At 70.5% G+C, this 24,232-nt stretch carries 28 protein-coding genes and 4 tRNA genes; 5 read left to right on the top strand and 27 right to left on the bottom strand.

Features of this window, described 5'->3' with window-relative positions; translation table 11 throughout:
* Positions 1–174: 174 nt before the first annotated feature.
* The 7 genes from nrfD to C892_RS0122920 all read right to left on the bottom strand — a co-directional run bounded on the left by nrfD (position 175) and on the right by C892_RS0122920 (position 5,856).
* On the bottom strand, positions 175–1,104 hold the full coding sequence (gene nrfD / locus C892_RS0122950) for an NrfD/PsrC family molybdoenzyme membrane anchor subunit (RefSeq protein ID WP_017559100.1): 930 nt from the start codon (positions 1,102–1,104) through the stop codon (positions 175–177).
* A complete protein-coding gene (locus C892_RS29445) occupies positions 1,094–1,705 on the bottom strand; it encodes a 4Fe-4S dicluster domain-containing protein (RefSeq protein ID WP_017559099.1) in 612 nt (203 codons plus the stop codon). The genes nrfD and C892_RS29445 overlap by 11 nt, the downstream gene beginning before the upstream one ends.
* An 84-nt stretch (positions 1,706–1,789) precedes the next feature.
* Positions 1,790–2,140, bottom strand: coding sequence for a DsrE/DsrF/TusD sulfur relay family protein (locus tag C892_RS0122940; RefSeq protein WP_026124570.1), 351 nt, complete (start codon positions 2,138–2,140; stop codon positions 1,790–1,792).
* A 51-nt stretch (positions 2,141–2,191) separates the two neighbouring features.
* On the bottom strand, positions 2,192–3,058 hold the full coding sequence (gene phnE / locus C892_RS29440) for a phosphonate ABC transporter, permease protein PhnE (protein ID WP_083934455.1): 867 nt from the start codon (positions 3,056–3,058) through the stop codon (positions 2,192–2,194).
* Positions 3,055–3,795: a phosphonate ABC transporter ATP-binding protein gene (locus C892_RS29435; protein ID WP_017559096.1), complete on the bottom strand. Its 741-nt coding sequence runs from the start codon at positions 3,793–3,795 to the stop codon at positions 3,055–3,057. The genes phnE and C892_RS29435 overlap by 4 nt, the downstream gene beginning before the upstream one ends.
* Before the next feature lie 41 nt (positions 3,796–3,836).
* The gene (phnD, locus tag C892_RS0122925) at positions 3,837–4,745 is read right to left on the bottom strand and encodes a phosphate/phosphite/phosphonate ABC transporter substrate-binding protein (RefSeq protein WP_017559095.1); all 909 of its coding nucleotides are present in this window, start codon (positions 4,743–4,745) and stop codon (positions 3,837–3,839) included.
* 1,035 nt (positions 4,746–5,780) lie between these two features.
* Positions 5,781–5,856, bottom strand: a tRNA-Lys gene (locus C892_RS0122920).
* Between the two features lie 178 nt (positions 5,857–6,034).
* Here C892_RS0122920 and C892_RS0122915 point away from each other — a divergent pair.
* A complete protein-coding gene (locus C892_RS0122915; RefSeq protein WP_017559094.1) occupies positions 6,035–6,295 on the top strand; it encodes a PspC domain-containing protein in 261 nt (86 codons plus the stop codon).
* 19 nt (positions 6,296–6,314) lie between these two features.
* Here C892_RS0122915 and C892_RS0122910 read toward each other — a convergent pair whose 3' ends face one another.
* Entirely contained in the window at positions 6,315–7,604 is a 1,290-nt protein-coding gene (locus C892_RS0122910) for an MFS transporter (protein ID WP_017559093.1), read from the bottom strand.
* Between the two features lie 134 nt (positions 7,605–7,738).
* Positions 7,739–8,083, bottom strand: coding sequence for a metallopeptidase family protein (locus tag C892_RS0122905; RefSeq protein WP_017540861.1), 345 nt, complete (start codon positions 8,081–8,083; stop codon positions 7,739–7,741).
* Between the two features lie 100 nt (positions 8,084–8,183).
* Here C892_RS0122905 and C892_RS0122900 point away from each other — a divergent pair, with 100 nt between their 5' ends.
* From C892_RS0122900 to C892_RS0122885, 4 genes are all read left to right on the top strand, one after another.
* A complete protein-coding gene (locus tag C892_RS0122900; RefSeq protein ID WP_017559092.1) occupies positions 8,184–9,761 on the top strand; it encodes a metallophosphoesterase family protein in 1,578 nt (525 codons plus the stop codon).
* Between the two features lie 120 nt (positions 9,762–9,881).
* Positions 9,882–9,954 (top strand) — tRNA-Glu (locus C892_RS0122895).
* Positions 9,955–10,041: 87 nt separating this feature from the next.
* Positions 10,042–10,116 (top strand) — tRNA-Asp (locus tag C892_RS0122890).
* 20 nt (positions 10,117–10,136) lie between these two features.
* Positions 10,137–10,210 (top strand) — tRNA-Phe (locus tag C892_RS0122885).
* Positions 10,211–10,337: 127 nt separating this feature from the next.
* On the opposite strand, the gene C892_RS0122880 is transcribed toward C892_RS0122885, so the two are convergent.
* The 18 genes from C892_RS0122880 to C892_RS0122795 form a co-directional block, all read right to left on the bottom strand.
* Complete coding sequence (locus C892_RS0122880) at positions 10,338–11,810, bottom strand: tyrosine-type recombinase/integrase (RefSeq protein ID WP_017559091.1); 1,473 nt, start codon at positions 11,808–11,810, stop codon at positions 10,338–10,340.
* Positions 11,810–12,016: a helix-turn-helix transcriptional regulator gene (locus tag C892_RS0122875; RefSeq protein ID WP_017559090.1), complete on the bottom strand. Its 207-nt coding sequence runs from the start codon at positions 12,014–12,016 to the stop codon at positions 11,810–11,812. The genes C892_RS0122880 and C892_RS0122875 overlap by 1 nt, the downstream gene beginning before the upstream one ends.
* Positions 12,013–12,195 carry a hypothetical protein gene (locus C892_RS0122870; protein ID WP_017559089.1) on the bottom strand — a complete coding sequence of 61 codons (183 nt, stop codon included), beginning with the start codon at positions 12,193–12,195 and terminating at the stop codon, positions 12,013–12,015. Before C892_RS0122870 ends, C892_RS0122875 begins: the two co-directional genes overlap by 4 nt.
* Positions 12,196–12,289: 94 nt before the next feature.
* A complete protein-coding gene (locus C892_RS29430) occupies positions 12,290–14,092 on the bottom strand; it encodes an AICE element replication initiation protein (RefSeq protein ID WP_017559088.1) in 1,803 nt (600 codons plus the stop codon).
* Between the two features lies 1 nt (position 14,093).
* Entirely contained in the window at positions 14,094–15,032 is a 939-nt protein-coding gene (locus tag C892_RS0122860; protein ID WP_017559087.1) for a bifunctional DNA primase/polymerase, read from the bottom strand.
* Positions 15,033–15,129: 97 nt separating this feature from the next.
* A complete protein-coding gene (locus C892_RS0122855) occupies positions 15,130–15,312 on the bottom strand; it encodes a hypothetical protein (protein WP_017559086.1) in 183 nt (60 codons plus the stop codon).
* Positions 15,312–15,578, bottom strand: a complete 267-nt coding sequence (locus C892_RS0122850; RefSeq protein WP_017559085.1) for a WhiB family transcriptional regulator — start codon at positions 15,576–15,578, stop codon at positions 15,312–15,314. The genes C892_RS0122855 and C892_RS0122850 overlap by 1 nt, the downstream gene beginning before the upstream one ends.
* Positions 15,575–15,883, bottom strand: coding sequence for a hypothetical protein (locus C892_RS29425; RefSeq protein ID WP_017559084.1), 309 nt, complete (start codon positions 15,881–15,883; stop codon positions 15,575–15,577). Before C892_RS29425 ends, C892_RS0122850 begins: the two co-directional genes overlap by 4 nt.
* 22 nt (positions 15,884–15,905) lie before the next feature.
* Entirely contained in the window at positions 15,906–16,286 is a 381-nt protein-coding gene (locus C892_RS0122840; protein ID WP_017559083.1) for an RRQRL motif-containing zinc-binding protein, read from the bottom strand.
* Positions 16,283–16,726 carry a hypothetical protein gene (locus C892_RS31065; RefSeq protein WP_017559082.1) on the bottom strand — a complete coding sequence of 148 codons (444 nt, stop codon included), beginning with the start codon at positions 16,724–16,726 and terminating at the stop codon, positions 16,283–16,285. The genes C892_RS0122840 and C892_RS31065 overlap by 4 nt, the downstream gene beginning before the upstream one ends.
* 70 nt (positions 16,727–16,796) lie before the next feature.
* Positions 16,797–17,183 carry a hypothetical protein gene (locus C892_RS0122830; RefSeq protein ID WP_017559081.1) on the bottom strand — a complete coding sequence of 129 codons (387 nt, stop codon included), beginning with the start codon at positions 17,181–17,183 and terminating at the stop codon, positions 16,797–16,799.
* 13 nt (positions 17,184–17,196) lie between these two features.
* On the bottom strand, positions 17,197–17,598 hold the full coding sequence (gene ssb / locus C892_RS0122825) for a single-stranded DNA-binding protein (RefSeq protein WP_017559080.1): 402 nt from the start codon (positions 17,596–17,598) through the stop codon (positions 17,197–17,199).
* An 81-nt stretch (positions 17,599–17,679) separates the two neighbouring features.
* Positions 17,680–18,354, bottom strand: coding sequence for a hypothetical protein (locus tag C892_RS0122820; RefSeq protein WP_017559079.1), 675 nt, complete (start codon positions 18,352–18,354; stop codon positions 17,680–17,682).
* A 588-nt stretch (positions 18,355–18,942) separates the two neighbouring features.
* Positions 18,943–20,358, bottom strand: a complete 1,416-nt coding sequence (locus C892_RS0122815; protein ID WP_026124569.1) for a DUF2637 domain-containing protein — start codon at positions 20,356–20,358, stop codon at positions 18,943–18,945.
* Positions 20,358–21,005: a hypothetical protein gene (locus C892_RS30150; protein ID WP_017559078.1), complete on the bottom strand. Its 648-nt coding sequence runs from the start codon at positions 21,003–21,005 to the stop codon at positions 20,358–20,360. The genes C892_RS0122815 and C892_RS30150 overlap by 1 nt, the downstream gene beginning before the upstream one ends.
* Entirely contained in the window at positions 21,005–21,412 is a 408-nt protein-coding gene (locus C892_RS0122805) for a hypothetical protein (RefSeq protein WP_017559077.1), read from the bottom strand. The genes C892_RS30150 and C892_RS0122805 overlap by 1 nt, the downstream gene beginning before the upstream one ends.
* Before the next feature lie 246 nt (positions 21,413–21,658).
* Positions 21,659–23,866, bottom strand: coding sequence for a hypothetical protein (locus C892_RS0122800; RefSeq protein ID WP_017559076.1), 2,208 nt, complete (start codon positions 23,864–23,866; stop codon positions 21,659–21,661).
* On the bottom strand, positions 23,866–24,231 hold the full coding sequence (locus C892_RS0122795) for a hypothetical protein (RefSeq protein WP_017559075.1): 366 nt from the start codon (positions 24,229–24,231) through the stop codon (positions 23,866–23,868). Before C892_RS0122795 ends, C892_RS0122800 begins: the two co-directional genes overlap by 1 nt.
* Position 24,232 lies beyond the last annotated feature (1 nt).

Below are 24,232 nucleotides of genomic sequence, written 5' to 3'. Positions count from 1 at the left end.
GCATCATCGCGGATGGGGGTGAGGCTGCGGTGCGCGAATTCGATTCCCCCCAGCCCAGCACCGGCTGCCCCGACGAGGGCCCCCAAACGTAGGAGGTCCCTGCGGCTGATGCCCTGCCGCGCGGTTTCGGTTCCCTGGACTTCGGGCTTGGTTTCGGGCATGCTCGCCCTCCTCTCAGACGGCGAAGACGGTGAATCGGGCGAGTCCAGCGCCTGCGATGATCAGCAGCGCGGATGTGGCGCGGGCCCACCTGCTGCGGGGGGCCGAGGCCAAGAGGAGCATCGGTGCCGCTATCCCCGCACCCAGGACGCCGTAGTAGGACAGCGGGGCCCACGCCCCGGACAGCGCGTCGTCCACAGCCGGTGAGGCGCTGGACTCCCGGGCTGCGAGCACGGTGAACAGCAGGGCCACGGCGTAGACGACGAGCAGGACCAGGGGAGCCGAGCGGACCAGGCCGATGTGCGGTCCGTCGCGCACCGCGGTGTCCCGGTTGAGGAGCTCGAACGCTGCGACCCCCATCAGCAGGGAGGTCGACAGGAAGATCAGCAGGGCGCCGGGAGCCGCCCCCAGAGGGGAGACCCAGGTCCAGGACAGGACGGCGGCCGGGTACAGGGCCAACGCGACGCTGACCACCATGACGGCCCATCGAAGGGCCTGATCCACGCGCTCTGCCGTGCGGTCGAGCGCCGCGATCCCTCGACCACGGGACGCTGCTCGGAAGGAACCGGCCCGGCGCCACTGAAAATAGAGCACCATGACCAGCAGGAGCCCCTTGAGAGCCAGGAGCTTGGCCCCGAGGGAGATGGGCGAGCTCCAGTTCTCGAAACGCGTGATCATCAGGAAGAACCGCTCGGGCCGACCGAGGTCGATCGTCAGCGCGGCCCCTGCCAGCACCAGCATCGCCAGGCCCGCCCAGGCTGTTCGCCACTCGGTGCGCAGGCGGTCCTCAGGTGCGAGCGCCCCGTACCACAGACCCGCCAGGGCGATACCGCTCGGAAGCCCCACCGCCGAAAAGTACACGGCCAGAATCACGCCCCACGGCTCCGGCTCCATAGGCGCCGCCAGAAGCGGGGAGGCCCCAATGGCGGCGTTGCTACTCGCCATCAAGGTCGCTCTCCGTGTCCTGCTGGACCCCGTTGACCGCGATCAACGGGAGGGCTCTGCGCGGGTCGATGTAGAAGACCTTGGGGGTGGTGCCCTCCTCCGGCTTCCACACGTCGGCGGAGTTCTCCCGGAGTCGGGTGGCGATCGTGCTCTCGGGGTCCTCCAGGTCGCCGAAGATCCGGCAACCCGTGGGGCAGGCCTCGACGCAGGCCGGCTCCTGGCCGACCGACGTCCTGTGCTCGCAGAAGGTGCACTTGTCGGCGGTCCCGGTCTCGGGGTTCTCGAAGATCGCCCCGTACGGGCAGGCCGACATGCAGTACCTGTTCAGGTTGCAGTCGCCCTCATTGATCACCACCTCGCCGTTGGGCAGGCGGTCGATCGCCTCCGTCGGGCAGGCGGTGAGGCAGGGCGCGTCCTCGCACTGGTTGCACAGGACAGGGATGAAGTGTTTCCGCGCCTGGGGGTACTCCCCTTCCTCCACGAACTTGACCGAGTCCCTGAAGACGCCGAGGGGGACGTCGAACTCGTTCTTGCAGGCGACTGAACACGCGTGGCAGCCGATGCAGGTGTTCAGGTCGATCAGCATGCCGAACCGGGCCATGCCGCTCCTTAGCAGTCGCGGGTGGGCGGGTGCACGCAAGAGCTGTGGCCCCAGCGTGCACCCGCATCGTCGAAAGAGGTCAGATCAGACGTTGATGACCTTGTCGGCCCACAGGGTCCACTCGGTGAGCTCCTTCATGGAGGAGCGGTGCGCACCACTGACGAGCCCCTCGTCGTCCATGCCTCTGGCGTCCATGCATGTTCCGCAGCAGCCGATCTCCCCGCCTTTGCGGGTAAAGCTCTCGCACTGGCGGGCCGTGTTGTAGAAGCCGTCCGGAGTCTTCTGGCCGGCGACCGCCGCGATCACGGAGTCGCCGAAGAGGAAGACCTTGGCCTCGTGGTCCTTGTCCTTCACGATCTCGTTGGCCCAACGAAGGGCGTTGTAGACGCGTTCGGTCCCATAGGGCGGGTCGTGCAGGACGTAGAGGAACTTCATGAACACTTCCCTTGCATTTCCGGAGGGGTATTCCTTCAGAGGGGGCGCTCTTCACCGGGTCGCCGATCCCATGCGCCGCCTGAAGAAGCGCGAAATCTGATCGACGACGATGACGAGCACAAGGAGCGCCAGGATCAGAGTGGCCAGCTCCTGGTACCGGAACAGCTGCATCGCGACCACGAGCGCCTGGCCGATCCCGCCCGCGCCGACGAATCCGACGATCGCCGACGTGCGGATATTGCATTCCCACTGGTAGAGAATGAGCGAGGCGATGTTGTTCCGGGCTTGCGGGATGATGGAGAGCAGGCCGACGGCCACCTTCGATGCCCCGGTCATCTCCATGGCCTCGACAGGCGCGGGGTCCACGGCCTCCAGCTGCTCGGAGACGAGCTTGGCCAGCAGACCCGCGGCGTGCAGGGAGATCGCATAGACCCCGGCGGTCGGGCCCAGCCCCACCATGGCGACGAAGACCAGTGCCCACAGCAGCTCGGGAACCGACCGGAAGACCATGGCGACGAAGCTCGCGGCCGATGCCAGCCAGGCGGGGAAACCCACGTTGCCCGCCATGAGGACGGCGAGGACCAGGCCCATGATGGTGCCGAAGAACAGCGCCGCGATCGAGATCTGCAATGTCTCCACGGCCGCCTGTGCCACCGAGGCCAGTAGCGGACGGTCCACCTCGGGCGGGAAGAGGCCGGTCAGGATCTCCTGGGCGCCCTCCCAGCCGCTCACCAGGCTGGCGACGCTGACGCCGGTGCCGTTCATAGACCAGACGATCGCGGCCGTCGCGACCGCTAGGACCAGCCAGAGAGTGCGGGACCGGCGCTCATGCGGGATTGCGGGGGGTGCGCTCGCTGAGTCGGGGGGTGTTTCGGAGACGGCGGGGCCCGGTGCCGCGCCACCGCTCGGGGAATTCATGCCGACACCACCCGCTCGTCGTAAATGGCGTCGGCGTCGGCCTCGGAGAGATGGTCGCCATCGAAGCAGATCCGCCCCTGGCGCAGGGCGACGATGCGGGGGAAGCGGCGGGCGATCGCCAGGTCGTGAGTCGAGACGACGACGGTCACTCCTGTGGCTTCCCGCAGGGCTTGAACAGCGGCCCGGGCCGTCACCGGGTCCAGCCCGGACGTAGGCTCGTCAGCCAGCAGGAGCCGAGGCTGGGGGAGGACGGCCCGCACGAGAGCGACCCGCTGGCGCTGGCCTCCCGAGAGGTGCTCCGCTCGGGACTTGAGGAACGGAAGGATCCCCTGGCGCTCCGCCAGGCGGGACACCTGATCCCGGAAGCGTGCGGGCACCCGTCCCCGCAGGATGGTGACCCAGTCCGCGGCGGTCCACCCCGGTGCGGTGCCCAGGACCGCGTTGGTCTGCGCGCGCAATGCCAGGATCAGGTCATTGCCTTGCCGGATCACCCCCGAACTGCGCCGGATCCGTCTCAGGTCGCGCGGTTCGGTCGGGTCGAGGCCGTCCACGCGGGCGGTTCCGGAGAGGGGCCGAACCGCACCCAGCAGGCAGCGCAGGAGGGTCGTCTTCCCCGAGCCGGAGGGCCCGAGGAGCGCCACGTGTTCGCCCCGCTCGATGGTCAGCGAGACGCCGTCCAGCGCGGGGTCGTCTCTTTCCTTGAAGGCGGCAGTGATGTCCGACAACTCGATATGCATGGATTCTTCCTCTAAGAGGTCCCCGTTGAACGGAGAGGTGCTCAAAGGTCGGCTCTGGTGAGGCCGAGCTCTTCGGCGCTCTCCTTGATCTCGTCGTAGTCGGAGGGATCGACGGGCCGGTATTCACTCGTCTGCATCAAATCGAGCAGTTCCGGGTCTTCCAGGCTTTCGAATGTCTCCCGGACGGAATCGGCGGCCTCATCGCCGAGACCGGAGCGCATCACCCACAGGTAGCCCATGACAGGCCGCTCCTCGACGACCCTGAGCTCTCCTTCGGGGATGTGTCCTTCCTCTTCGAGCCGGTGGAGGATCCTGAGTTCCAGGCCGCCGGCCCCCGCCGAACCGTTGGCCACGGCCTGCGCGGTCGCATCGTGTCCGCCGGTGAAGGAGACGCGCTCCAATGGACTGCAGTCGGTGATCTCCTCGGCGGAGCAGTTCGCCCCGGCGTCGTTGAGCATCATCCTCGGATAGAGGCTCCCGGACGTGGAGCCGACATCGCCGAAGGCGAAGGTCTCACCGGCTTCGACGATCTCCTCAGTCGTCTGGTGCGGGCTGTCGTCGCGAACGACAATTGCCGACAGGTACTCCTGTGTTCCAGTCTCCTGGTCGACCTCGGAGACGAGCGGTTCGACATCGGTCTGTTCGAGGGCTTGGGCGTAGGTGAGGCCTCCGACATAGGCGATGTCCACCTTGTCCGCGGCAAGTGCGCTGATGACCCCTGCATAGTCACTGGCCACGAACAGTTCGACTTCGGTCTGGAGTTTCTGTCCGAGGTATTCCGCCAGCGGGGCGTAACGCGCCCGCTGTTCGTCGGGCGCCTCGTTCGGGATGACTCCGACGCGGAGGGTTCCGGGTATTCCCTGTGAGTTCAGTTCGCCTCCGCTGGATTCAGCGCATGAGGCGACGGTCAGCAGTGTGAAGAGCAGCGCGATGGGGGTGGTCCGGCGCATGTCATCTCCAATAGTTCGGACGTGCGCGCGCAACTGAGCCCGCCGTCTTCGTCGGCGGCGGACACAACGAGAGAAGCGGGATTCTCAATGCGGTGGGGCGGGCCGCCTCTCCACCGGGGCACGGGCGTCGTGGGGCGGCCACAGCACGTGCCGGTGGGCCGCTCGGTGTGCGAGCCGACCCGCCGGCAGTCGAGTCATTGTTCTGACCTGGGAAAATCCAACTGCGTGATCTGGTATTCGAAAGATAACTGGAATAGTGGAAGAGGGTCAAGGCGGATAAATATGAGGAATATTCACTTCGCACTCATATTTAGCCCAGCCTCGCAGGGGTCCGTCCTGGATAGCTGGAGGGTCGGTCTGCTCGCTGTTTCCCATGGGGGACTTGTGGCCCAACTCGGCCAAATTGGGTTACGCCTGTTCAGGTGCCCATGGTGTGCTCTGCGGAAATTTCCTTGAAAGGCAGTCGATTGATGGAATCATAGGATGACCATTTCATTCTAGGAAGATAATGACATTTGAAATGCTTGCGCCGTTGATGGCCTGCCGCGTGGCTGTCCGTTGACAAAGAAAGTGGGCGACCTCGTGGGAGTAAGGGGCCACCCGTCGGAGATGCTGCCCGGTATGTGCACGACGGCGATGGTCCTCCCCGGTGACCGCAGAGGAGAGGCCTTCATTCGTGCGGTCCCGGGGTCGGCTTGTTGATGGAGGGGATCTCTGCAGTGAGCCTCTCCCCCCGGAGGGCGTCGTGCCACGACTCTCGGGCCGCGCAGGTGGGAAGGGGAGGGCCGTCGAGCTGGTCAGGCGGCTGGCTGGCCGTAGTGCGTCTTGTGGGGGCGGGGCGCAGCGTGGTGGGCGTTCAGGGACGGCCCCCTGGGGGCGGTCCCTGAACGCGTGAGGGACGGCGATGGGCGCGGTTCGGCTTGTCCGCTGGGCCGGGGGCGAGCTCAGTCCGAGCTGGAGAGCGAACGGGGAGCCGAAGGTGAGGTTCACACCACCCCTGAACGGCACCACGCAAGCTGCTGACCTGCAAGTTTGTGGTGGGCCCCCAGGGGATCGAACCCTGAACCCGCGGATTAAAAGTCCGCTGCTCTGCCAATTGAGCTAAGGGCCCCGAGTGCGTGGCCCTTAGCTGGGCGCACTACTCCGGGCGTCACTTTACCGGAGTGGCAACGGGGATGCACAGCTGAGGATTCCTGGGCAGAGCCCCGTCAGGGCTCAGGGGCTGGGGTCAGGGGACGCCCAGGGGACTACCTGATGTGCGGGGCCCCGCCGGCGGGCAGGGTGGGGGTATGAGCAACGACTGGGAGAAGAAGCGGCTCCGCCGGAGCGCCGAGCACAGGATGCTGACAGGTGTCTGCGGCGGCATTGGACAGTTCATCGGAATCGACGCCAACATCGTCCGCCTCGCCTTCGCGGTGTTCACGCTCCTCGGCGGCAGCGGGATCCTGCTCTACATCATCGCCTGGCTCATCATGCCGGAGGAGGGAACCGACACGTCCGTACTGGAGCACATCATCCGCAACTTCCAGGGCAAGCAGTCGAACCTGTGAGCGGCCGGGCCCGGGGCGGTCACGCGGTGGGCTCGGGGGCGCGCATCCGTGTGGCCGCCTCCTTGGACAGGTGGGCCCAGGGGACGGCCAGGGCCAGCGCCCCCGCCACGCCGAGCAGGCCGGCGCCGGTGACGACCGTGCGCATGTCGGCCACCTCCACCAGGAGGCTGGCGACCGCGATCCCCACGCCCTGGGCCGCCTGCAGCCCCGCCGCCACGAGGCCGAACGCCAGGCCGCGGCCCTCGTCCGGCACGCACAGGACGAAGGCGGCGTTGGCCACCAGCTGGTAGGAGGCCAGCGCGCCGGAGACCACCAGGAGCGCCGTCATCAGCCACAGCGGCGGATCGGCCCACCAGGCCAGCAGCGGCAGCGAGCCGCCCACCGCCAGCGGTCCGATCAGCCGGATCCGGGTCTGCGGCCCGATCAGCCGGGTCAGCACGAAGCCGCCGGCCAGCGCCCCCAGCGACGGCCCGGCCATGAGCAGCCCCGCCGCCCCGGACCCCGCGCCCGCCTCGTCGGCCAGGGGCCCTGCGAGCCCGTAGGGGACCATGTAGAACCCGGCGAGCCAGGCGAACAGCGCCAGGGTGCGCAGCCGCGGGTCGCCGAAGACCAGCCGCGCGCCGTCCCGGGTGGCCCGCCACAGCCCCGGAACCGGCCCCGCCCCGCCGGCGGGGGCCGCCGGCGCCGGCCGCGCCCGCACCCCCATCCGGATGAGCAGCGCCGAGACCAGGAAGGTCAGGGCGTTGACCATCACCGCCGCGTTCGGCCCCACCGCGGCCACCACCCAGCCGCCGGCGATCAGCCCGGCCAGGGTGCCCACGTGCGAGGTGAGGTTGATGATCGCCGAGGCGGCCACGTACCGCTCCCCCTGCAGCACCTCGGCCATCAGGGCGGCCCGTGCGGCGCCGAAGGGCACCATCGGCAGGATGGAGCAGAACAGCAGCGCCCAGATCGCCCACAGCGGCAGCCCCGGCAACCCGATGCCGAACACCAGGGCGGCGCGCGCCAGGTCGGCCGCGAGCATCACGCGGCGGCGCGGCAGCAGGTCGGACAGGCCGGACAGCAGCGGCCCGGCGATGATCTGCGGGATGAAGGTCAGGGCGATGGTCACGCCCGCGGCCAGCGGGGAGGAGGTCTGCTGGTAGACCAGCAGGACGACGGAGATGCTGAGCAGGTAGCCGCCCGCCATGGACAGGGCGTGGGCGAGCCACAGGGTGCGGAACTCGGGGATTCTGACGACCTCGGCGTAGGCGCTCTTCCAATCGGACGGCCCGTCGGACCGCTCGCGCCCCGTGCGCGGATCACCCACCGGCGACTCCCTCGTGGTGCGCTGCTGCGTCACTCTCGGTCGCTATTCGATGACCTACAGTCCCTGATGGTGGCCGGATTTCGCAAGCGGTTCGCCGGAATTCGTCGTGCTTTCGTTGCGCTCCGCCGCCGCGGTCAGCCCCACCCGAGCTCGTGCAGGCGCGCGTCGTCGATGCCGAAGTGGTGGGCCACCTCGTGCACGACGGTGATGCGCACCTCCTCCACCACCTGCTCCGGCGTCTCGCACACGGCGCAGATCTCCCGCCAGTAGATGGAGATCCGGTCCGGGAGCACCCCGGAGTAGAACTCGCCGCGCTCGGTCAGCGGCACCCCCTCGTAGAGCCCCAGCAGCCCGGGCTCGGGCGGTTCGTCCTCCACGGTGATGACCACGTTGTCGATCAGGCTGGTCAGCTCTTCGGGGATGGTGTCCAGGGCATCGGCGACGAGGGCCTCGAAACGGCCGCGGCTGAGTTCGACCACACCCCGTATTCTGCGTGATCCTCCGCGGTCTCGGCCGCCTCGGGCTCAGGGCGTTGCCTCTGCCGGGCGTATGGGCATGATGGATACCGTGTTGCCTCGCTTGAGACCGGTCCTCGCGGCGGTCGGGGACCGCCTCGCCGCGAGGCGGCAGGGCCTGCTGAAGGCCGGACGGGTCGCCGCGGTGGTCGTGGCCGGCCTGGGCGGGGGATGGCTGGGCCTCGCGCTCGGCGGGCAGGTGCTCACCCCCATCGGCCCGGCGGACGTGAGCCTGTCGGTCGGACCGAGCTGGCGCGGCGAGACCGTGGTGGACGTGGCCCCGCTGGGCACCCTGGAGTTCGACACCCATTCCTCCCCTCTGCGCTTCGAGGCCTCCATCGACGAGATCCGCCTGGCGGCCGCGGAGGAGATGTTCGAGGACCCCGAGGCGATCGACCGGATGGGGCGGACCATCGGCGGCGAGGTCAGGGACGGGGTGATCCGGCTCATGGCGCAGTCGGCGGCCTCCGCCGCCCTGGGGGCCGCGCTCGTGGGCCTGCTCGTCTTCCGCGACTGGCGCCGCGCCGGGCTGAGCGCCGCCACCGCGCTCGCCGCCTTCGTCGCCGCCGGGGGGTCCGCCGCGGCGACGTTCAACCCCTCGGCCGTCGCCGAGCCGCGCTACTCGGGCCTGCTGGCCGGCGCGCCCCAGGTCGTGGGCAGCGCCGAGGCCGTGGTGAGCCGGTTCGACCAGTACCGCGAGCAACTCGCCTCACTGGTCGGGAACGTGTCGCGGCTGTACGAGGTGACCTCCACCCTGCCGGTCTACGAAGGGGACGAGTCCACCGTCCGGGTGCTCCACGTCTCCGACATCCACCTCAACCCGGCGGCCTGGAACGTCATCTCCTCGATCCAGGACCAGTTCCAGGTCGACCTCGTCGTGGACTCGGGCGACCTGACCGACCGGGGCAGCGCCGCCGAGGACGCGTTCGCCGGCGAGATCGCCGACCTCGAGGTCCCCTACGTGTGGGTGCGCGGCAACCACGACTCGATGGGCACCCAGCGCGCGGTCGAGGCCCAGCCCAACGCGGTGGTCCTGGACGAAGAGGCGCAGGAGGTGGGCGGCATCGTCTTCTACGGGGCCGGCGACCCCCGCTTCACCCCCGACAAGACCGCCGACAACCCCGACGGCGACGAGCTGCGGGACATCGGCGAGGCCCAGGCCGCGCAGGCGGCAGGGGAGGACCCGCCCATGGACGTGGCGGTGCTGCACGATCCCGCCCAGGCGGAAGCGTTCGACGGCCTGGTCCCGCTGGTGCTGTCCGGGCACGGCCACCGGCGCTGGACCGAGCTGACCGAGGCGGGCACCCGCTACCTCGTCCAGGGGTCGACGGGCGGCGCCGGACTGCGCGGCCTCGAAGGCGGCGTCGACCGCCCTAAGCCCTATGAGGCCTCGGTGCTCTACATCGACACCGAGACCAAGCGCCTGCAGGCCTGGGACGACATCACACTGGGCGGCCTGGGGCTGACGTCGGCCCAGATCGAACGGCACATCGAGGAGGAGCCCGACCGTGCGCTGGCCCCGCCGTCTCCGGCCCCGAGTTCCCCGGCTCCGAGCTCTCCTCCTGCCGGTTCCCCCGAGGCCCCGACGCCGTCGGGCGGCACGCCCGGCCGCGACCCGGGTTCGCCTGGGGCGACGATCTAGAAGGGCCCTGGAGGGCGGGGCGGATGAAACGCTTTGGCACTGGGGGTGAATCTCCCCTATGCTTGACGCGTCCCCGACGACAGGCGACGCGGGCGGTTGGCGACCTCGTTCGTCGTCGAGGCCCCCATCGTCTAGTGGCCTAGGACGCCGCCCTTTCAAGGCGGTAACGCCGGTTCGAATCCGGTTGGGGGTACGGCTCCGGTCGAAGCAGTGCTGAAGGTCTGGCACAATAAGAGACACGGAGAGCGGCCGCTGAGGCGGCCGCGACAACTGGATACAAGGTCCTGTGGAGCAGTTAGGAGTGCTCGCCACCCTGTCAAGGTGGAGGCCGCGGGTTCAAATCCCGTCAGGACCGCGCGCCACGAGAGTGGCGGGGGCCAGGTAGCTCAGTTGGTACGAGCGTCCGCCTGAAAAGCGGAAGGTCGGCGGTTCGACCCCGTCCCTGGCCACACTCGAAGAACACGAAAGAAGCCCCGTGACCTGCACAGCAGGACACGGGGCTTCTTCACGCCTCGGTGGTTGTCGGTGGACCGTGGTGGCTCTCAGCGGGTGGCTGCGCTGAATACGCGCTGAAGTTCAGAAACGCCGGTGCGCCTCCTCGATCTGCCGCTTGGCCCGGTCCTCCTCTCCCACGAGGCACTTGGCATAGATCCGCTTCAGCACAGCCACGCTGTGCCCTGCCCACTGAGCCACGAGCGTCTCCGACACGCCTGCGTTGAGCCACGTGGACACGCACGTGTGCCGGAGGTCGTACGGCCGCTGTGCGAGGGGAGAGGCCACGTCGGCTTCGCTCAAGGCCTGCTCGCGTGCCCAGGACCAAGCGCGCCGGTAGGTGATCGTGGACAAAGGGCCGCCGCGGACACCGGTGAACAGTCGGCCCATGGGGCCCGTGCCGAACTGCTCCATGTGCTCCCACAGCAGCCTGGTCAGCTCGGGAGGGCAGGCGACCGGCCGAACCTCGCCCTCCGCTCGCTGCTTGGGGCTCTGTCGGGTGTCGCGGCTGGTGCCGTCGTCGGTGAACTCCGGCCGCGCGTCCGGGGTGACCTCGCCTACATAGATCGTTCCCCAGTCGTAGGTGACGACTTCGCTTCCGTCCTCGCCGGCCTCGCGCTTCGGGGGCGGCAGGGACAAGTCGCGCTTGTGGAGGTTCACCGCTTCTTCGGGGCGCAGCGCGGCGTAGTACATCGCTCCGAAGAACGCCACCAGCCGCGGGCCGGACTTCATGCCCTGCCGCTGCTCGGTTTCCTCGTACCCGTACTCGCGAACCTTGTCCAGGAGGGACCTGGCCTGCTCCGGGTTGACCACGCAGCGCCGATCAACCTGGTGAACCGTCCGGGAGCTGGAGACCTCCAGGGGGCCGATCGGGTTCCTGTCGAGCAGGCCCTTGTCGACCGCGTGGGCCAGGGCCGCCCTGAGGATGCCGTGATTGCGCCGCTGCGAGCCGATCACCAGCTTCTTGCCGCGCAGGTCACGAATCGCCGCTTGGACGGCGGCTCTGGCCACCTCTGAATCCGCCAGGTCAGCGACCGGCCGTGAATGCGCGGCGACCCATTCCAGGGCGTCCACCACATCCTGAGGACGGTCACCCGCCCGGAAGGTTTTGCTGAACGCGAACCTGCGGAGTGCAGTGCGGAGCAGAGCTGGGTCCGGCATGCCCTGGTCGGTGGTGAACAGCGCGGTCGTCGCCATCGTGAGCGCGAACGCGATGTTCCCCCGGTGCTTTGCGGAGATGTCCGGCCACTTGTGGTCGACGTAGGAGACCGCGAAGTCGTACCAAGTCACCTCTGCCCGCTTCTCAGCCTCCTTCTCGGCTTCGGCCCGGAGAAGGCTCACGGGGAGCCCACGAGTGATGCTGAACCCTTCGCCCCTGCTCTGAGCCTGTACGAGTTGGGAGCGGAACGCTTCGGCCTGAGCGGACGAACCGTGCGGCCGGCGGTGTGGCTTCTTACCGACACGCCAGCGCACGGTGTACGTCCTGACCCGCGCTCCTTCATAGACCTCGGTCTTCCAGATCCGGACCTGGTAGCCCAGGTCGTTGGGGTCGATCATCAGGCGTTGGCCTCTGCCTTCGTCATGAACTTCTCGAACTCGGAGCGGCGGATGCGCAGGCTCCCGTTCGGGAGCTTCGCGCACTTCGGCGCGCGCCCCTTCTTCCGCCAGTCGTAGAAGGTGTCCCGCGAGATCTGCAGTTCCTCGCACACCTGGTCAAGGGTGAGCCAGCCCTGGTGTCCGCGGTTGGTGGTGGGAGCGTTCATCGGGGGGTGACCTCCAGGTAGACGCGGACGTGCCCGGGGGTGTGGGCGGGGAAGCGCCGCTCGCAGGCGGCGCCCCAGTCGGCGGGGAGGCCGGCGAGCAGTCGGTCGATGGCCGCCTTGGGGCCGATCAGGCGGACCAAGACGCGTTCGCCCTTCTCCGTTGCCGAGGTGTCGGACATGATGGGTGTGCCTCTCTAGGTAGAGGTGCGGCCCCGGCGAGTGCTTGCAGGCGATGCCGGGGCCGCGTCGTGTTCACGGACAGGGAAGGCCGGGTCACCCCGGTGAGGTCGAAGGCGGCGGGGCTCCCAGGGCGCACGAGGCGCACTGGTCGCCGTAGCCGGTCCCGCCCTGGTAGCGGCGGAATGTGCGGTGGCAGGTGCGGCAGGTTCCGCTCTCTACCGGCTCCGGGGCAGTGTCATTAGAGAGTTGGGCTGCGGCAGCGTCCGCAGCCCCCGCAGTGTCCGCTGCCGCCTCTGAACAGGCGTTCTGTTCGGTCACTGGTGCGGACGCTGGCTTTGTCGGGTCTGGTGTGGTCGCATGGGCCGAAAAAACGTGTCCGTCCTCCTCATCGCCCACTTCAGTGGGGCGAGCGAGGTGCGGACGCTGCAGCGGGGCTGTCTCTACCCCTGAGGTGAGCGCGATCCGGTAGAGGCGGCTTCGGTGGCGGTCGCGGGAGCGGCCGGCCTCTTCGACGGTGATGCCCACTGCCCTCAACACGGGGGCGTCGCGCTTGAGCTGTCCGGCCGCGCGGGTCGCGTCGACCGGCCAGGATTTGGGCCGCGGTTCGGGGGCGGGCACGACCTCTATGAGCTGGCCGATGGTGCCGGTGAACTCGCCGGCCTCTTCGACCATGGCGGCCACGGCTGCGGTGAAGGGGCGCGCGTCCAGCAGGTCGCTCGTGGTGACCTCTGTTGCGGCGAGGTAGGTGTCCAGGGTCGACCAGCCGGTCACCCGGTCCAAGGCCCCGAGCACGCGGGCGAAGTCGGCCATACGCGGCAGCTCGTCCAGGTGCGTGTGCGGCAGCTCAGCGAGGATCTGGCAGAGCAGGTCCAACAGGGCGGCCAGGATGTCCGGGGCGGCGTCCTGGTAGGCCTGCTGAAGTGAGGCGTCGGTGCGGCGCTGGTCGCGCTTGATGGGCAGGAACTCCACTGGCAGCAGCCGCTCTGTGAGGTCGCTGGCCAGGGCGCCGGTGTCGATCGAGGTCATCGCCAGCAGCCGCCGGAAGGACAGCACGGTGACGTCGTCGTCGGAGTACAGCGCCCGATCGACCACGCCTTCGCCCGTGACGGCCTTGCACAGCGTGTCGCTCAGCCACGGGGCGATCGTGGACACGTTGTCCAGGCACACAGCCCACGAGGCGGCCGCGGTGGTCGCCCACGCCTTCTGGTCCTTGGGCAGCGAACGCAGCGGCGCCGGTGAGGGGTCGATCAGGTTCATCAGCATCGCCAGCGCGGTGGACTTGCCGGTGCCCTGCTCGCCGCGGGCGGCCAGAATCGGGTGGGGCATGTCGGCGATCAGCCCGGAGACCAGCCACCCCACCAGCAGCCGCAGTCCGGGTTCGTCGACGTTGAGCAGGGAGCGCAGCTTGGCGATGCCGGCCTCGGTGCGGCCCGCCTCGCCCGGGGCGGGGATAGGCGAGGTGAGTCCGGTCCGGCGGAACAGCACCGGCGAGTCGGTGGTCACGTGCCAGCCGTCGGGCCCGGCGATGACGCACCGCCCGTCGGCCCCGCCCAAGTCGAGCACCACCCGCCCCTGATGGCTAGCCAGCCGGAGTGCCACGGGGCGCGGTTCCAGATCCATTGCTCTGCCTTCGAGAACGGCGGTGACGTCGGTGAGTGCGGACTGCGAGGGCACCGACCCGCACACGTCGGCGTAGAAGCGCGCGAGGCGGGCGCGCAGGCCGCGCTGGCCCTTGAGGGGGAAGGCGATGTGCCGGGCAGCTCCGGTGCGGGCGGTGGCGTAGGCGCGCCCGTCGGTCCCGGCGACCACGTCGACCAGGTCGTCGGCGAGTTGGATGAGCCGGGTGGCCTGGGAGACCTTCTTGCCCTGTCCTTCCTCGTCCTCGTGGGCGGTCATCTCAGGCGGCTCCTGTTCGTTCACGGGTGCGTCGTGGGACCCTCAGGCCCTTGTTCAGGCCCGAGCGGATGGTGGCGGCGATCTGCCGCGGCGGGTCGGGGTCGCCTCCGGCGGCGCCGGCGGCCTGTGCGGCGCGGGTGAGCACCGCGGTGATCTCGCCGGTCTCCAGCAGGCCTTTGGCGGCGAGCTGTCCGAGGGAGACCGCGGCGACGTACAGCGAGGTGTTCCGCTGGCCGGGGGCGGCGCGGGCGACCTTGGCGGCCTCGCCGCGAAGGGCCGCGGTGGCATAAGCGGTGCGTCGCCGGTCGGCGCCCGCGATGTCGGCGAGCACCGCATCCGCGGTGGCGGTGGGCGGGGGCTTGAGCCGGTCGGCGATCCACCCGGGAAGAGCCACCACAGGCGTCCCTGGCGGGCTGGTCGCCTTGTAGGCGCCGGTCGGGGTGGCCGATCCGGGGCCGACGACGTAGCCGCCGGCCGCGCGGGTGTCGACCAGCCAGCCCAGGCCGCGGCCCCTGTCCCCGGCGGTGTTGCCGAGCTGTAGGCCGGGCGGGGCGGCGAAGTACAGGTGGGCGCCGCCCGAAGCGGTGGCCACGGTGAAGGTGCCCAGCAACTCGCCAGAGTCCGCCCCGGCCTGTTCGGCCAGGGCGGCCAGCACATCGGCGCCGTCGGTGATCCCGGGGCGGTCCCAGCGCTCGGGCGGCTGCTCGCCCGGATCGGGGGTGTCCAGGTCGACCACGACCAGGCGGCTGGGGCCAGTGGCGACGCCGTAGTTCGCGGTCGGCCACCGGTGCCACCAGGCGCGCACCTGGCCGGGGTCGGCGGTGGCGGCGCGAGACCACTTGACCAGCGGCCGGTTCTTCGAACCGGGGGCGAGGGGAAACACGTGCCACCCGCGGCGGGCGGCGGCCAGGGGGTAGTCGACCGGGGCGAATCCGGGCATGACGAAGAAGCCCTCCTTGCGGTGGGGGTATGGGGCCGTCGTGTCTCCCATCCGCCCCGAGCAGGTCTCGGGGCGGCAGGGGCACACGGCGGATGCTTCAGGCGGTGGCGCTGTGCGCCTGGTCGATCAGCCGGAGCAGGTCGGCGGTAGGCATCAGGACGCCGGAGGGTTCGGCCACGCCGTCCTCGGTGACGATCACGTACACGTGTCCGGGGGCAGGCGCGGGAGTGATGGCGATGTCGGCGCCGCACCCGGATTCGGGGTCTTGGTATCGGGCCATCAGGCGGCCTTCCTTTCTGTCTCGCGTCGGCGGCGGCGCTCGATGCGGCGGTCGTCGGGGGTCATGCCGCCCCAGATGCCGTAGCGCTCCGGGCGGGTCAGGGCGTACTCGCCGCACTGGTCGATGACCGGGCAGGCCGCGCACACCTTCTTCGCGCGGCGCTCACGCATGTCGCGCTGCTCGCCGGTCTCGCCGTCGGGCGGGAAGAACAGGGCGAAGGGCTCGAAGCGGCAGCGGCCCTGGCGCCGCCAGTCGTGGGACTTCAACGGGCCTCCTTGGCGGCGCGGGTGCCGATGTAGCGGGCGTAGACCTCGTGGCGCCCGTCCTCGGTGGTGACGTAGCGGGCCTCGAAGGCGCCGGCGGGGCGGTAGGCACGGGCGCCCGTGTTTCCGTTGCCGCACCTGATGGCCGATGCCACAGAGCACGCCGTGGCGCGGGTCGGGTGCTCGCTGACCTTTGCCCAGGCACCCGGGCGGTTGCGCAGGGCGCGGGCGATCTCGGAGTGCAGGGTCCGCCGGTGGCGGGGCCGGTAGGCGTCGGGCGGCGGGGTCTTCACGAAGGTCATCTGCATGGTTGGGCTCCTGTGTGTGCGTTCAGGCGACGGCGGCGGTGTGGCAGTCGGGGCACTCCCCGAGCGAGGTGGGGATGCAGAACTCGAAGATGGTCCGGCAGGTGGGGCAGGTGCGGCGGGCGGCCATGGCCCGCTCCAGCGACGCCAGCACCGCCGCGGACGGGGTGCGCTTGGGCAGGGCGAGGCGGGTGTCGTAGAGCAGGGCGAAGCGGATCCCGCCGCCCCCTTTCGGGGCGCGGCGGGAGCGCCAGGTGACCTGGCCGACCGGTTCCCGCCCGCCGGGCCGGAGCCCGCGGGCGGCGAGCTGTGCCCGGGTGGCCAGGTGGGCCGGGGCCCACCCCCAGGGCCAGGACGGCAGGCCATACCTGGTGCCCTCGGGGTCGTAGAAGCGGGAGAAGCTCACACCTCCCCCTCGCGCATGTCGAGTTCGAGGCTGACCAGCACCGCCTGGTCGTCGGCGGTGAGCAGGCCGCTCACGCGCTCGGGGTGGTCGGCGCCGTCGGCGACGGCGAGCGGGACGTTGATGCCGCAGCGGCGGCAGTACCGGTGCCCGGGAAGGGGTTCGCCCTTGAAGCCGACCTCGCGCGATCCGGCGAGGTCGTCGGCCCACACGTGGCCGTGCTCCTCGCACTCGGCACCGCATTCCTCCCGGACCGTGCAGCCGCTGCACAGCACGCGATCACCGTCGAAGGTCCACTCGTAGGCGGTCAGCACCCGGCGCGCGGTGTCGGCGTCGGAGAAGGTGGTGTCGAACCCCGCGGCGAGGTCGTCAGCCCAGGCGGGGCCGCAGCGGTCGCACAGAACGGCCACCCGCTTCCGGGGGCCGAAGCTGATCAGGGGCATGGTGAGCCTCCTTGGGAACGGGCCCGGCCCGGAGCAGCGCGGTTGCTCCGGGCCGGGCAGGGGGCGGGTTCTAGAACGGGGCCGGGTCGTCGGCGCCGTCGCGGCCGCGCCAGCGCACCGGCGCCGGCGAGGGGGCGGACCTGGGGAGCTCGGGCAGCACCGGGCCCGCGGCGTTCTCGCGGCGCTCGAAGCGCGTGCAGTGGTCGCACAGCACCACTCCGGGCCGGTGGGTGGCCCGCCAGGGGTGGCCGGTGCGCTCGCACTCCAGGCGCCGCAGGCACCAGGGGCAGGTCTCGCGGCCGCCGGGGCCGGTGGGCTTCCAGCCGCCCTCGCCGCAGGCCATGGCTGCGACGGCGGCGCGGTAGCTCTCGAAGAGCACCGGGCCGGCGTCGTCCTCGTAGGGGTCGCCGCACAGGCGGCAGGTGAGGGTGTAGTAGGTGCCGGGTGTGATCGCCATCGGGGGTTCCTCCTTAGAAGGGCGGCTGGTCGCCGCGGCCGGCGGCGGCGCGGCGGGTCTTGGTGACGGTGGCGGTGGCCCACCGCAGTGAGGGGCCGATGTCGTCGACCTCCAGCTCGAAGAAGGAGCGGTGCTCGCCGTCCTCGCTTTGGAAGGCGCGCTGCTTGAGGCGTCCGGTCACGATCACCCGGGCGCCCTTGGCGAGGGATTCGGCGACGTGTTCGGCCAGGTCGCGCCAGGCGGTACAGCGAAGGAACAGCGGTTCGCCGTCGCGCCACTCGCCGGCCTCGCGGGCGAAGTAGCGGGGCGTGGAGGCGACGTGGAAGCTGGCGACCGGGGTGCCGCCTTCCAGCCAGCGCACCTCGGGGTCGCGGGTCAGGTTCCCGGTCAGGGTCAAGGTCGTGTCGTTGGCCATGCCGCGGCTCCAATCGCGGGCGTCGGTCGGTCCCTCCCGCCCCCGGCGCGGGGTGCGCGGGGGCGAGGGGCACCGGCCGGGTCAGGCCAGCAGCTCCTTGGACAGGTCGCGGTCGTCTTCGCAGGGCTTGAAGCCGCCCATGAGGGCCACCACGTCTCCGTTGGCCACGAGCAGGTCGGCCGTGCCGTCGGCATCGGGGGCCGGGACCATGGCGAGGCGGGCGCAGCCGGTGTCCTTGGTGAGGTGGGCGAGGATCCTGGCCTGCTTGGCGAGCAGGACCGGGGTACCGGCGACGGTGTCGGCCGCCGCGGTGGCCGCGAGCCGCTGGCGCCAGGAGGGGAGCGGCGCGCGGTCGACCCACCCCACGGTGATGACGGGGTCGACCCAGTCCGGGCGGATCTCCAGCTGGCCTCCGACCCGGGCGAGGGTGATGGGCTCGCCTTCCTGGCAGCTGCCGTCGCCGGAGGAGATGGTGGCCAGGATGGTGCGGGCCAGGGCCGGGGGCAGCGCCATGCTCATGGGCTCGCCTTCGGCGGGGACCTGCCAGGCGATGATGCCGGCCAGCTCGTCGGGCCCGCTGAGCATGACCCACATCCGGCGGCCGTCGGAGTCCAACTGCATCTCGCTGTCGTCGTAGACGCTGTCCCCCAAGGTGGTGAGCAGCACCTCCCGCGTGTCGAGGGCGGACTGCAGGGTGCGGGCGAAAGCGGCGCTGTCGGGGATGGTCACGGTGGTCTCGGTGGCGGTGGTCGTCACGGGGGCCTCCTTCGATTGCGCGGTGGCGGGCCGGACGGCCCCTCTCGCGCCCCGACCGCGCGGGCCGGGGCGCGAGGGGCGCTGCCCGGAGGTCAGTGGCGTGTGTAGACGGGGCGGCCGCAGCCGTTGCAGGAGGTCTGTCGGTAGACGTTGATCAGTGCGCCGCAGACGCAGCGGGAAGCAGGGGTGGCGAGTCGGAGCAGGGCTCGTACCATGAGGGCTCACCTCCTTCCGGCGCTTGTCGGAAAGGGGATGGGCCCGGGGGCGGCGCGTCTTGGCGGATTGGGCCGCTCCCGGGCATCTTTGTGTCGCCGGACCGGGCGAGGGTGTTCCGGCCGTTCGAAGTCGGCCTGGTCCGTGCGCAGAGCGCGACTGGAGAGGCGACACGGCTCCGGGGCGGTGTCGCATCGGAGTAGAGGGGGTGTCGCCTGTCGGGGCGCCCTGTCGCATAGGGCCGCATCGTGGTCCGCTCAGGCGCCTAGGCAGGCGACAGAACAGACGATCAAGGCGGCGGTCCCTAGCGGGCGGGGCAGATCGGGGCGACACCTGACTGGTCGGGTGCGGCCCCGCCCCGCGCGGGGTGTCGCTTCAGGGGCCGGAGGTGTCGCCGCGCTGGCGCTTGCCCTCTTCCTCCTTGCGCACGGCGGCAGCGAGCTTTCCGGCGTGGCCGCGCGTGCAGCCCAGCCGCTCGGACAGCTCACGCGCGGTCAGTCGCGGGTGGTCCCGCAGAGCCCGGCGGGCCCGCTCGAAGAGCGTGAGGCCGTCCTCACCGCCCTCCGGGCCCGCCTGGTCGTTGGGAACCGCTTCATTGCAGTCGGAGGGCTCCTGCTGGCCGCGCGGAACGCTGTCGTCGTGTCCGTCGCACGGCGCGTCGCCTGCTTCGGGCGGATGCGACAGGTCGGCGTCACCTTCGCAGGGCCCGGTGTCCTCACGCGACAGGAACCGTTCGATGTCGGCGATGCCGAACTGGGCAAGGGCGGCGACGTTGTCGCCCTCGCCGTCTCCCACCCCGACGGGCGCGTCCGGTGTCGCTTCGGGCGCCGCCGGGTGCGACACCGGGGCGTCGCCTGCCGCCTCGCGTGCGGCCTCGGGCGTCGCCTCGGTGGCGATGTCGGCGACGGTCTTGGGGACGTCGGGAGTGAGGGCGTCGACCAGTTGGAAGGCGCGGGGGAGGTCGTGGCCGTTGCCGAGCATCCACAGCACATGGGCCGGGGTCTGGGACCGCCAGGCGCTGCCGTGCTGCTGCTTGAGCATCGACACCGCGTACTGGCGGGCCTTCTCCAGCTTCAGGGCGGTGGTGTAGCTGGTGATGCCCCAGCCGAGCATCAGCCGCATGACCTTCAGCGTGGAGACCGGGTGGGCGATGAGCCGCCCGGCGGGGATGCGCTCGGGCAGCTCGCCGTGGACCAGCCCGGCTACGTGGCGGATCCAGGCGGCCACGCCTTCGGAGATGAGGATGATGACCAGGGGCGGCCCGGCGTGCCCGAGCAGTTCCACCCAGCCGGCGTGCTGACCGGACTGGCCGACGTTGAGCAGCACGGTGATGCCCGAGAGCAGGTAGGCGCTGTAGCGGGCGAGCGGGTGCCGGCGCCCCTGCCACTCCATGACCAGGTCCAGGGCCAGGAAATAGATGATGACCGCGTCGATACCGACCGGGAACATCCACCGCAGGTCCCCGAACGGGGTCGCCTGCAGCCAGGTGGCGGCCTGATACAGGGCGGCATAGGACATGGCGAAGGCGAAGCCGATCAGCACGGCCGCGGCGGCCAGCACCACGACGGTGACCAGGGTGTGCATCGCACCAGCCCGGGCCTCGCGCGTGGCCTGAGCGTTGGGCGCGGGGCCGCTCGGGGCGTTCTCCGGCGGCTTGTGTGTCTTGGCGATCTTGGTCAGGTACTTCTTCAGCAGTCGCTGGCCGACCACGGCGGCCGCGAGCGCCACAGCGGCGATCAGCCACCAGGGCGGGCGGACCGCGACGGCGGCCAGCGCGGACAGCAGTTCCATCAGTCCACGTCCTTGTTCGGTGTGTCGGAGGGGACGGGGAGCGCGCGGTCGATGGCCTCCAGAACGGGAGGGCTCAGAAGCGACCAGCGGCGCAAGTGGCCGCGGTGGGTGCCCTGTTTCTGGTGGTCGCGGGTCTCGCGTTCGCCGCGCTCGACCGCGCCCGGCGCCGCCTTCCACACCTGGCCGCAGGCGCACACCAGGTGGGCGTGCTCGGGGGCATCGGGATGCCAGACCAGCTCGCGCCTGCTTTCGGGGCAGTCCGGCTTCTGGCACCCCCAGCCGGGGCAGTCGACCCACCCGCAGAGCCGGACCCCGGCCAGGAGGCGCTCTTCAGCGGTCCCGCACGGGTGTCCCATGCCGGCACCTTCCATCAGGGCGAAGGTGCGGGCGAGGCGACCGGCCTTGTGAGCGTCGGCCAGCAGGCGCTCGCGGCCCTTGAGCAGCGTGCGCAGCTCGCTGTCGGCCTCGCCCAAGCGCCGCTGCAGCCCGGCGGCGGCACGGCGCTCATCCTGCAGGCGATCGAGCAGGTCCATCGTCGAAGCGTGGTGGTCGGTGCGCGCGGCCTCCAGCTCTGTCCGGGTCCGCTCCAGCTCGTGCAGGCTGTTCTCCAGTGCCTTCAGGCGGCCGCGGGTGGTGATGCACAGCATCAGGCCACCTCCCCTGCGGCCGTGTCGATCCGGTCGCGGTACTCGGGCGCGCACCACACCTCGACTCCGATCCCGTTGACCACGGTGATGGTCGTCGGGGTCTCGCCGCGCTCCAGCACCACGTCGGTGCCGAAGAAAGAGGCGTACTCGCGCACCACCTGGTGGGACCGGGCCTGGCCGACCAGGGCGGGCACGTCCTTGGGCCTGTCGAGCTTCACGTGCGGGTGAACCCCGCTGCGGATCGACCAGGAGACGACGGGCAGGTCGTTGGGCAGCAGGTCGGCCAGTACGGCGGCGGCCCGGCGCTGGCAGTCGCGGTCGACCAGGGCGTCGCGGGCGGGCAGATCGAGAAGGGACACCAGCATCAGCACGGTCCGGGTGTCCAGACCGGGGGTCAGCGTCGGCATACGAGTCCTCCAATAGGTCCGGTGATCGAGGGCCCGGCGGCGCCGTGACAGCACGGCGTGACACGGGCGGGGGCTGGGGGAGGGAGTTACAGGTCAGCGGCCTGTCACGAGCCGTGGCAGGGGCCGTGACACGGCGCATGACACCGGCGTGACAGCGCCGTGGCACCCGTGCGTGACAAGATCATTTAGCGTTGCGCGCGCTTCCCACGCGCAGCCGAGCCGTCCCGGGCGGCGGGGCCACGCGTGTCACGCGTCGACCCGGGGCCGGTCGGGTTCGGGCAGGGAACCGGGATCTTCGATCAGGAACCCGTCGTCGGTTCGGGAGAGCGCCTTGATCTCTCGCAGCTCCTTGAGGACCTTGTAGAGCCACCCGCGGCCGTTGCCGGTCTGCTCGCGGATCTCCCGCAGTCCGGGGTCGGAAGCAGAGAAGGCCGGCCGACCCTCTTCGGCCCTCTGGCGGATCCAGTCGTAGACCATCTGGCGGGCCTCAGTGGGGCTCACCTGGCGTTCGGGCGCCTCCATAGGGGTCTCCAGGGCGGCGGCCTCTTCGAGTGTCAGCTCGGGGATCTCGTCATCGGGGCCGGCCACGATCTCCGGGCTGGGGTCGTCGGTGGCCAGGTACTCCCCGACGGGGTCGCCGTCGTCGAGGATTTCTGTGATGGCCTCGTCGGTGCTGACCAGCACCTCCCGGTCGCCGCCGGGCCCGACCGGGCCGATGATGCCCTTGCGCTCCAGCGCTTCCAGAAGCCTTGCCCGCTCGTGCGGGGCGACGTGCTCCAGGTCGATGCGCTGTGTGGCGACGATCCGCTCTGCGGCGGCCGCGAGCCCCTCCAGGGAGTCCTGGGTTTCCTCTCCGGCGCTCTGGTCGCCGGCCGCCTCTGAAGGGCCCGTGGGCATCGGGTCGGGAAGGTCGGCGATTCTGGCGGTGAACTGGTCCACCCGCTTGGCAGAGGCCGGGTAGTCGGCGACGTGCGCGCTGATGGCCTTCGAGGCCACAGCGCCGTCGCCCCAGGCGTAGGTGCGCAGCGGCATGGCGATATGGGTTTCGGAGATGGACGGTGCGTCCAGGTAGGCCATGCCGGGCCGCTTGGATCCCCACAGCTCCGGGCGGGCATCAGCGTCCTGCTGAGCCTCGGAGAGCCCGAACCCGGCATCGGAGGAGGTGGCCACCCCGAGGCACATGTGAGCGAGCTGGCCCCGGGCCAGAGTGGGCATCTGGGAGTAGTCGCTGCGCTGCAGGCTCATCACCACAGTGCCACCCGCCGAACGCAGGGCCTTGAGGATGCGCAGCAGCTTGTCGCCGCCCTTTTCCCCGAGGGCGTCGATGATGTCGGGCACCTCTTCCAGCCAGATAACCCAGTAATCCAGGCCGCAGCCCTTCTCCCACTTCTGCAGGCCCTTGGAGGCCAGGAAGTCGGTGCGGGGCTTGATCTGGCCCTCGATGTCGTTGATGAGCTTGCGGGCGCCGCCCGGGGCGGTCTCGAAGCGGTGCATGGCCGGGCGGAACGGCCCCAGGGTCTGGTCGCCCTTGGTGATGTCGGCGCCGAAGACCACGGCGTCGGTGCGGGTGATGATCTCTGCCAGGTAGTTCCAGGCCGATCCGATGGACTTGCCCGAGCCGGACATGCCCATCACCTGCAGGTGGTGGCCGATGATGGTGTGCAGCACCGGGTCGGCGTCCTGGAAGAGCCCGATGCGCAGCGGATCGGCGATCGACCCGCCCGGCTTGGAGGGACCCTCCCAGGGCAGCGGCCGCTTCATGAGCGTGGGGTCGGTGATGGTCAGGTGCGCCTGGTCGGCGCGTTCCTCGTTCGCGGCGACTTGGACCGACCCGGCGGGAAAGCCCATCCCCGACTCGATGTACTCAGCCTTCTTCGCCACGTCGTCCACGGTCTTCTTGCCCGGGGGCAGGGACAGTTCGGCCTTGATCTTGTGGTCGGTGACGGCCCGGGTGCGCGCTCGCGCCCCCTCCAGCCCGAAGGTCCCCTTGGCCTGCTCGAACAGGCGCGACAGCGGGTCGCCGTGTCCGACGTCGTCGGGGTTGTTCAGCCGGATGACGGCGCGGATGTTCCAGCCGGCGGCCAGGGTGATGCCCCCGAAGAACCAGGCCCCGAAGGTGACCGCGGCGAGCGGGCCGGTCACCATCGCCACGGTGGCCCACAGGGCTGCCCCGCCGGCGGTGACCGTGGAGTGCACCCGCCCCAGAAGCCCACGGCTGTGGGAGACAGCCCAGGTCAGCCCGGCCAGCACCACCGACGACAGGGTGCCGGCCATCGCTGCCCACGTCACCGCGGGCGGCTCGCCCCACTTGGCGTGCCCGAGGGCCCCCAGGGCCAGCATGAGGACCAGGACCAGCCACGGCGGCGCCAGCACCAGGGCCTTGGAGGCAGCGGAGGCGGCCACCCGCCCCATGGCCTCGTCCCCTCCCAGTTCGATCGTCTGCTTGCGTGCCATTACAGGTCGACCTTCCTGCTCTTGCCGTCCCGTACCAGGGCGGGCTCATGGATGAACTGCTTGCGGTACTCCGCTGAGAACTTGATGCTTTCGGCCGAGATGCCCTGAGCCAGCTCCTTGGCGCGCTTGAGCTTGCGGGCGACCTTGCGGGCCCGCAGGCTCACGTCCAGCCCCAGCAGCAGCGGGTGGCCCTTCAGCGCCTTCATGGCCCGACGTGCGTCACTGGCGCCGCTGTCCAGCTCGGACGCCAGGTCCCGGGCGAGCTTCCGGGACTTCTTGGCGTACTGGTTGACCTGCGGCCCGATCTTTCCCCGGAAGTCGATCTCCGAGAGTTCGTCGATCCGGGCCCCACCGGACTTGGTCATC

The organism is Nocardiopsis baichengensis YIM 90130 (assembly GCF_000341205.1).
GTDB classification, from domain to species: domain Bacteria; phylum Actinomycetota; class Actinomycetes; order Streptosporangiales; family Streptosporangiaceae; genus Nocardiopsis_A; species Nocardiopsis_A halophila.
This window is presented reverse-complemented; position numbering and strand designations above follow the sequence as displayed.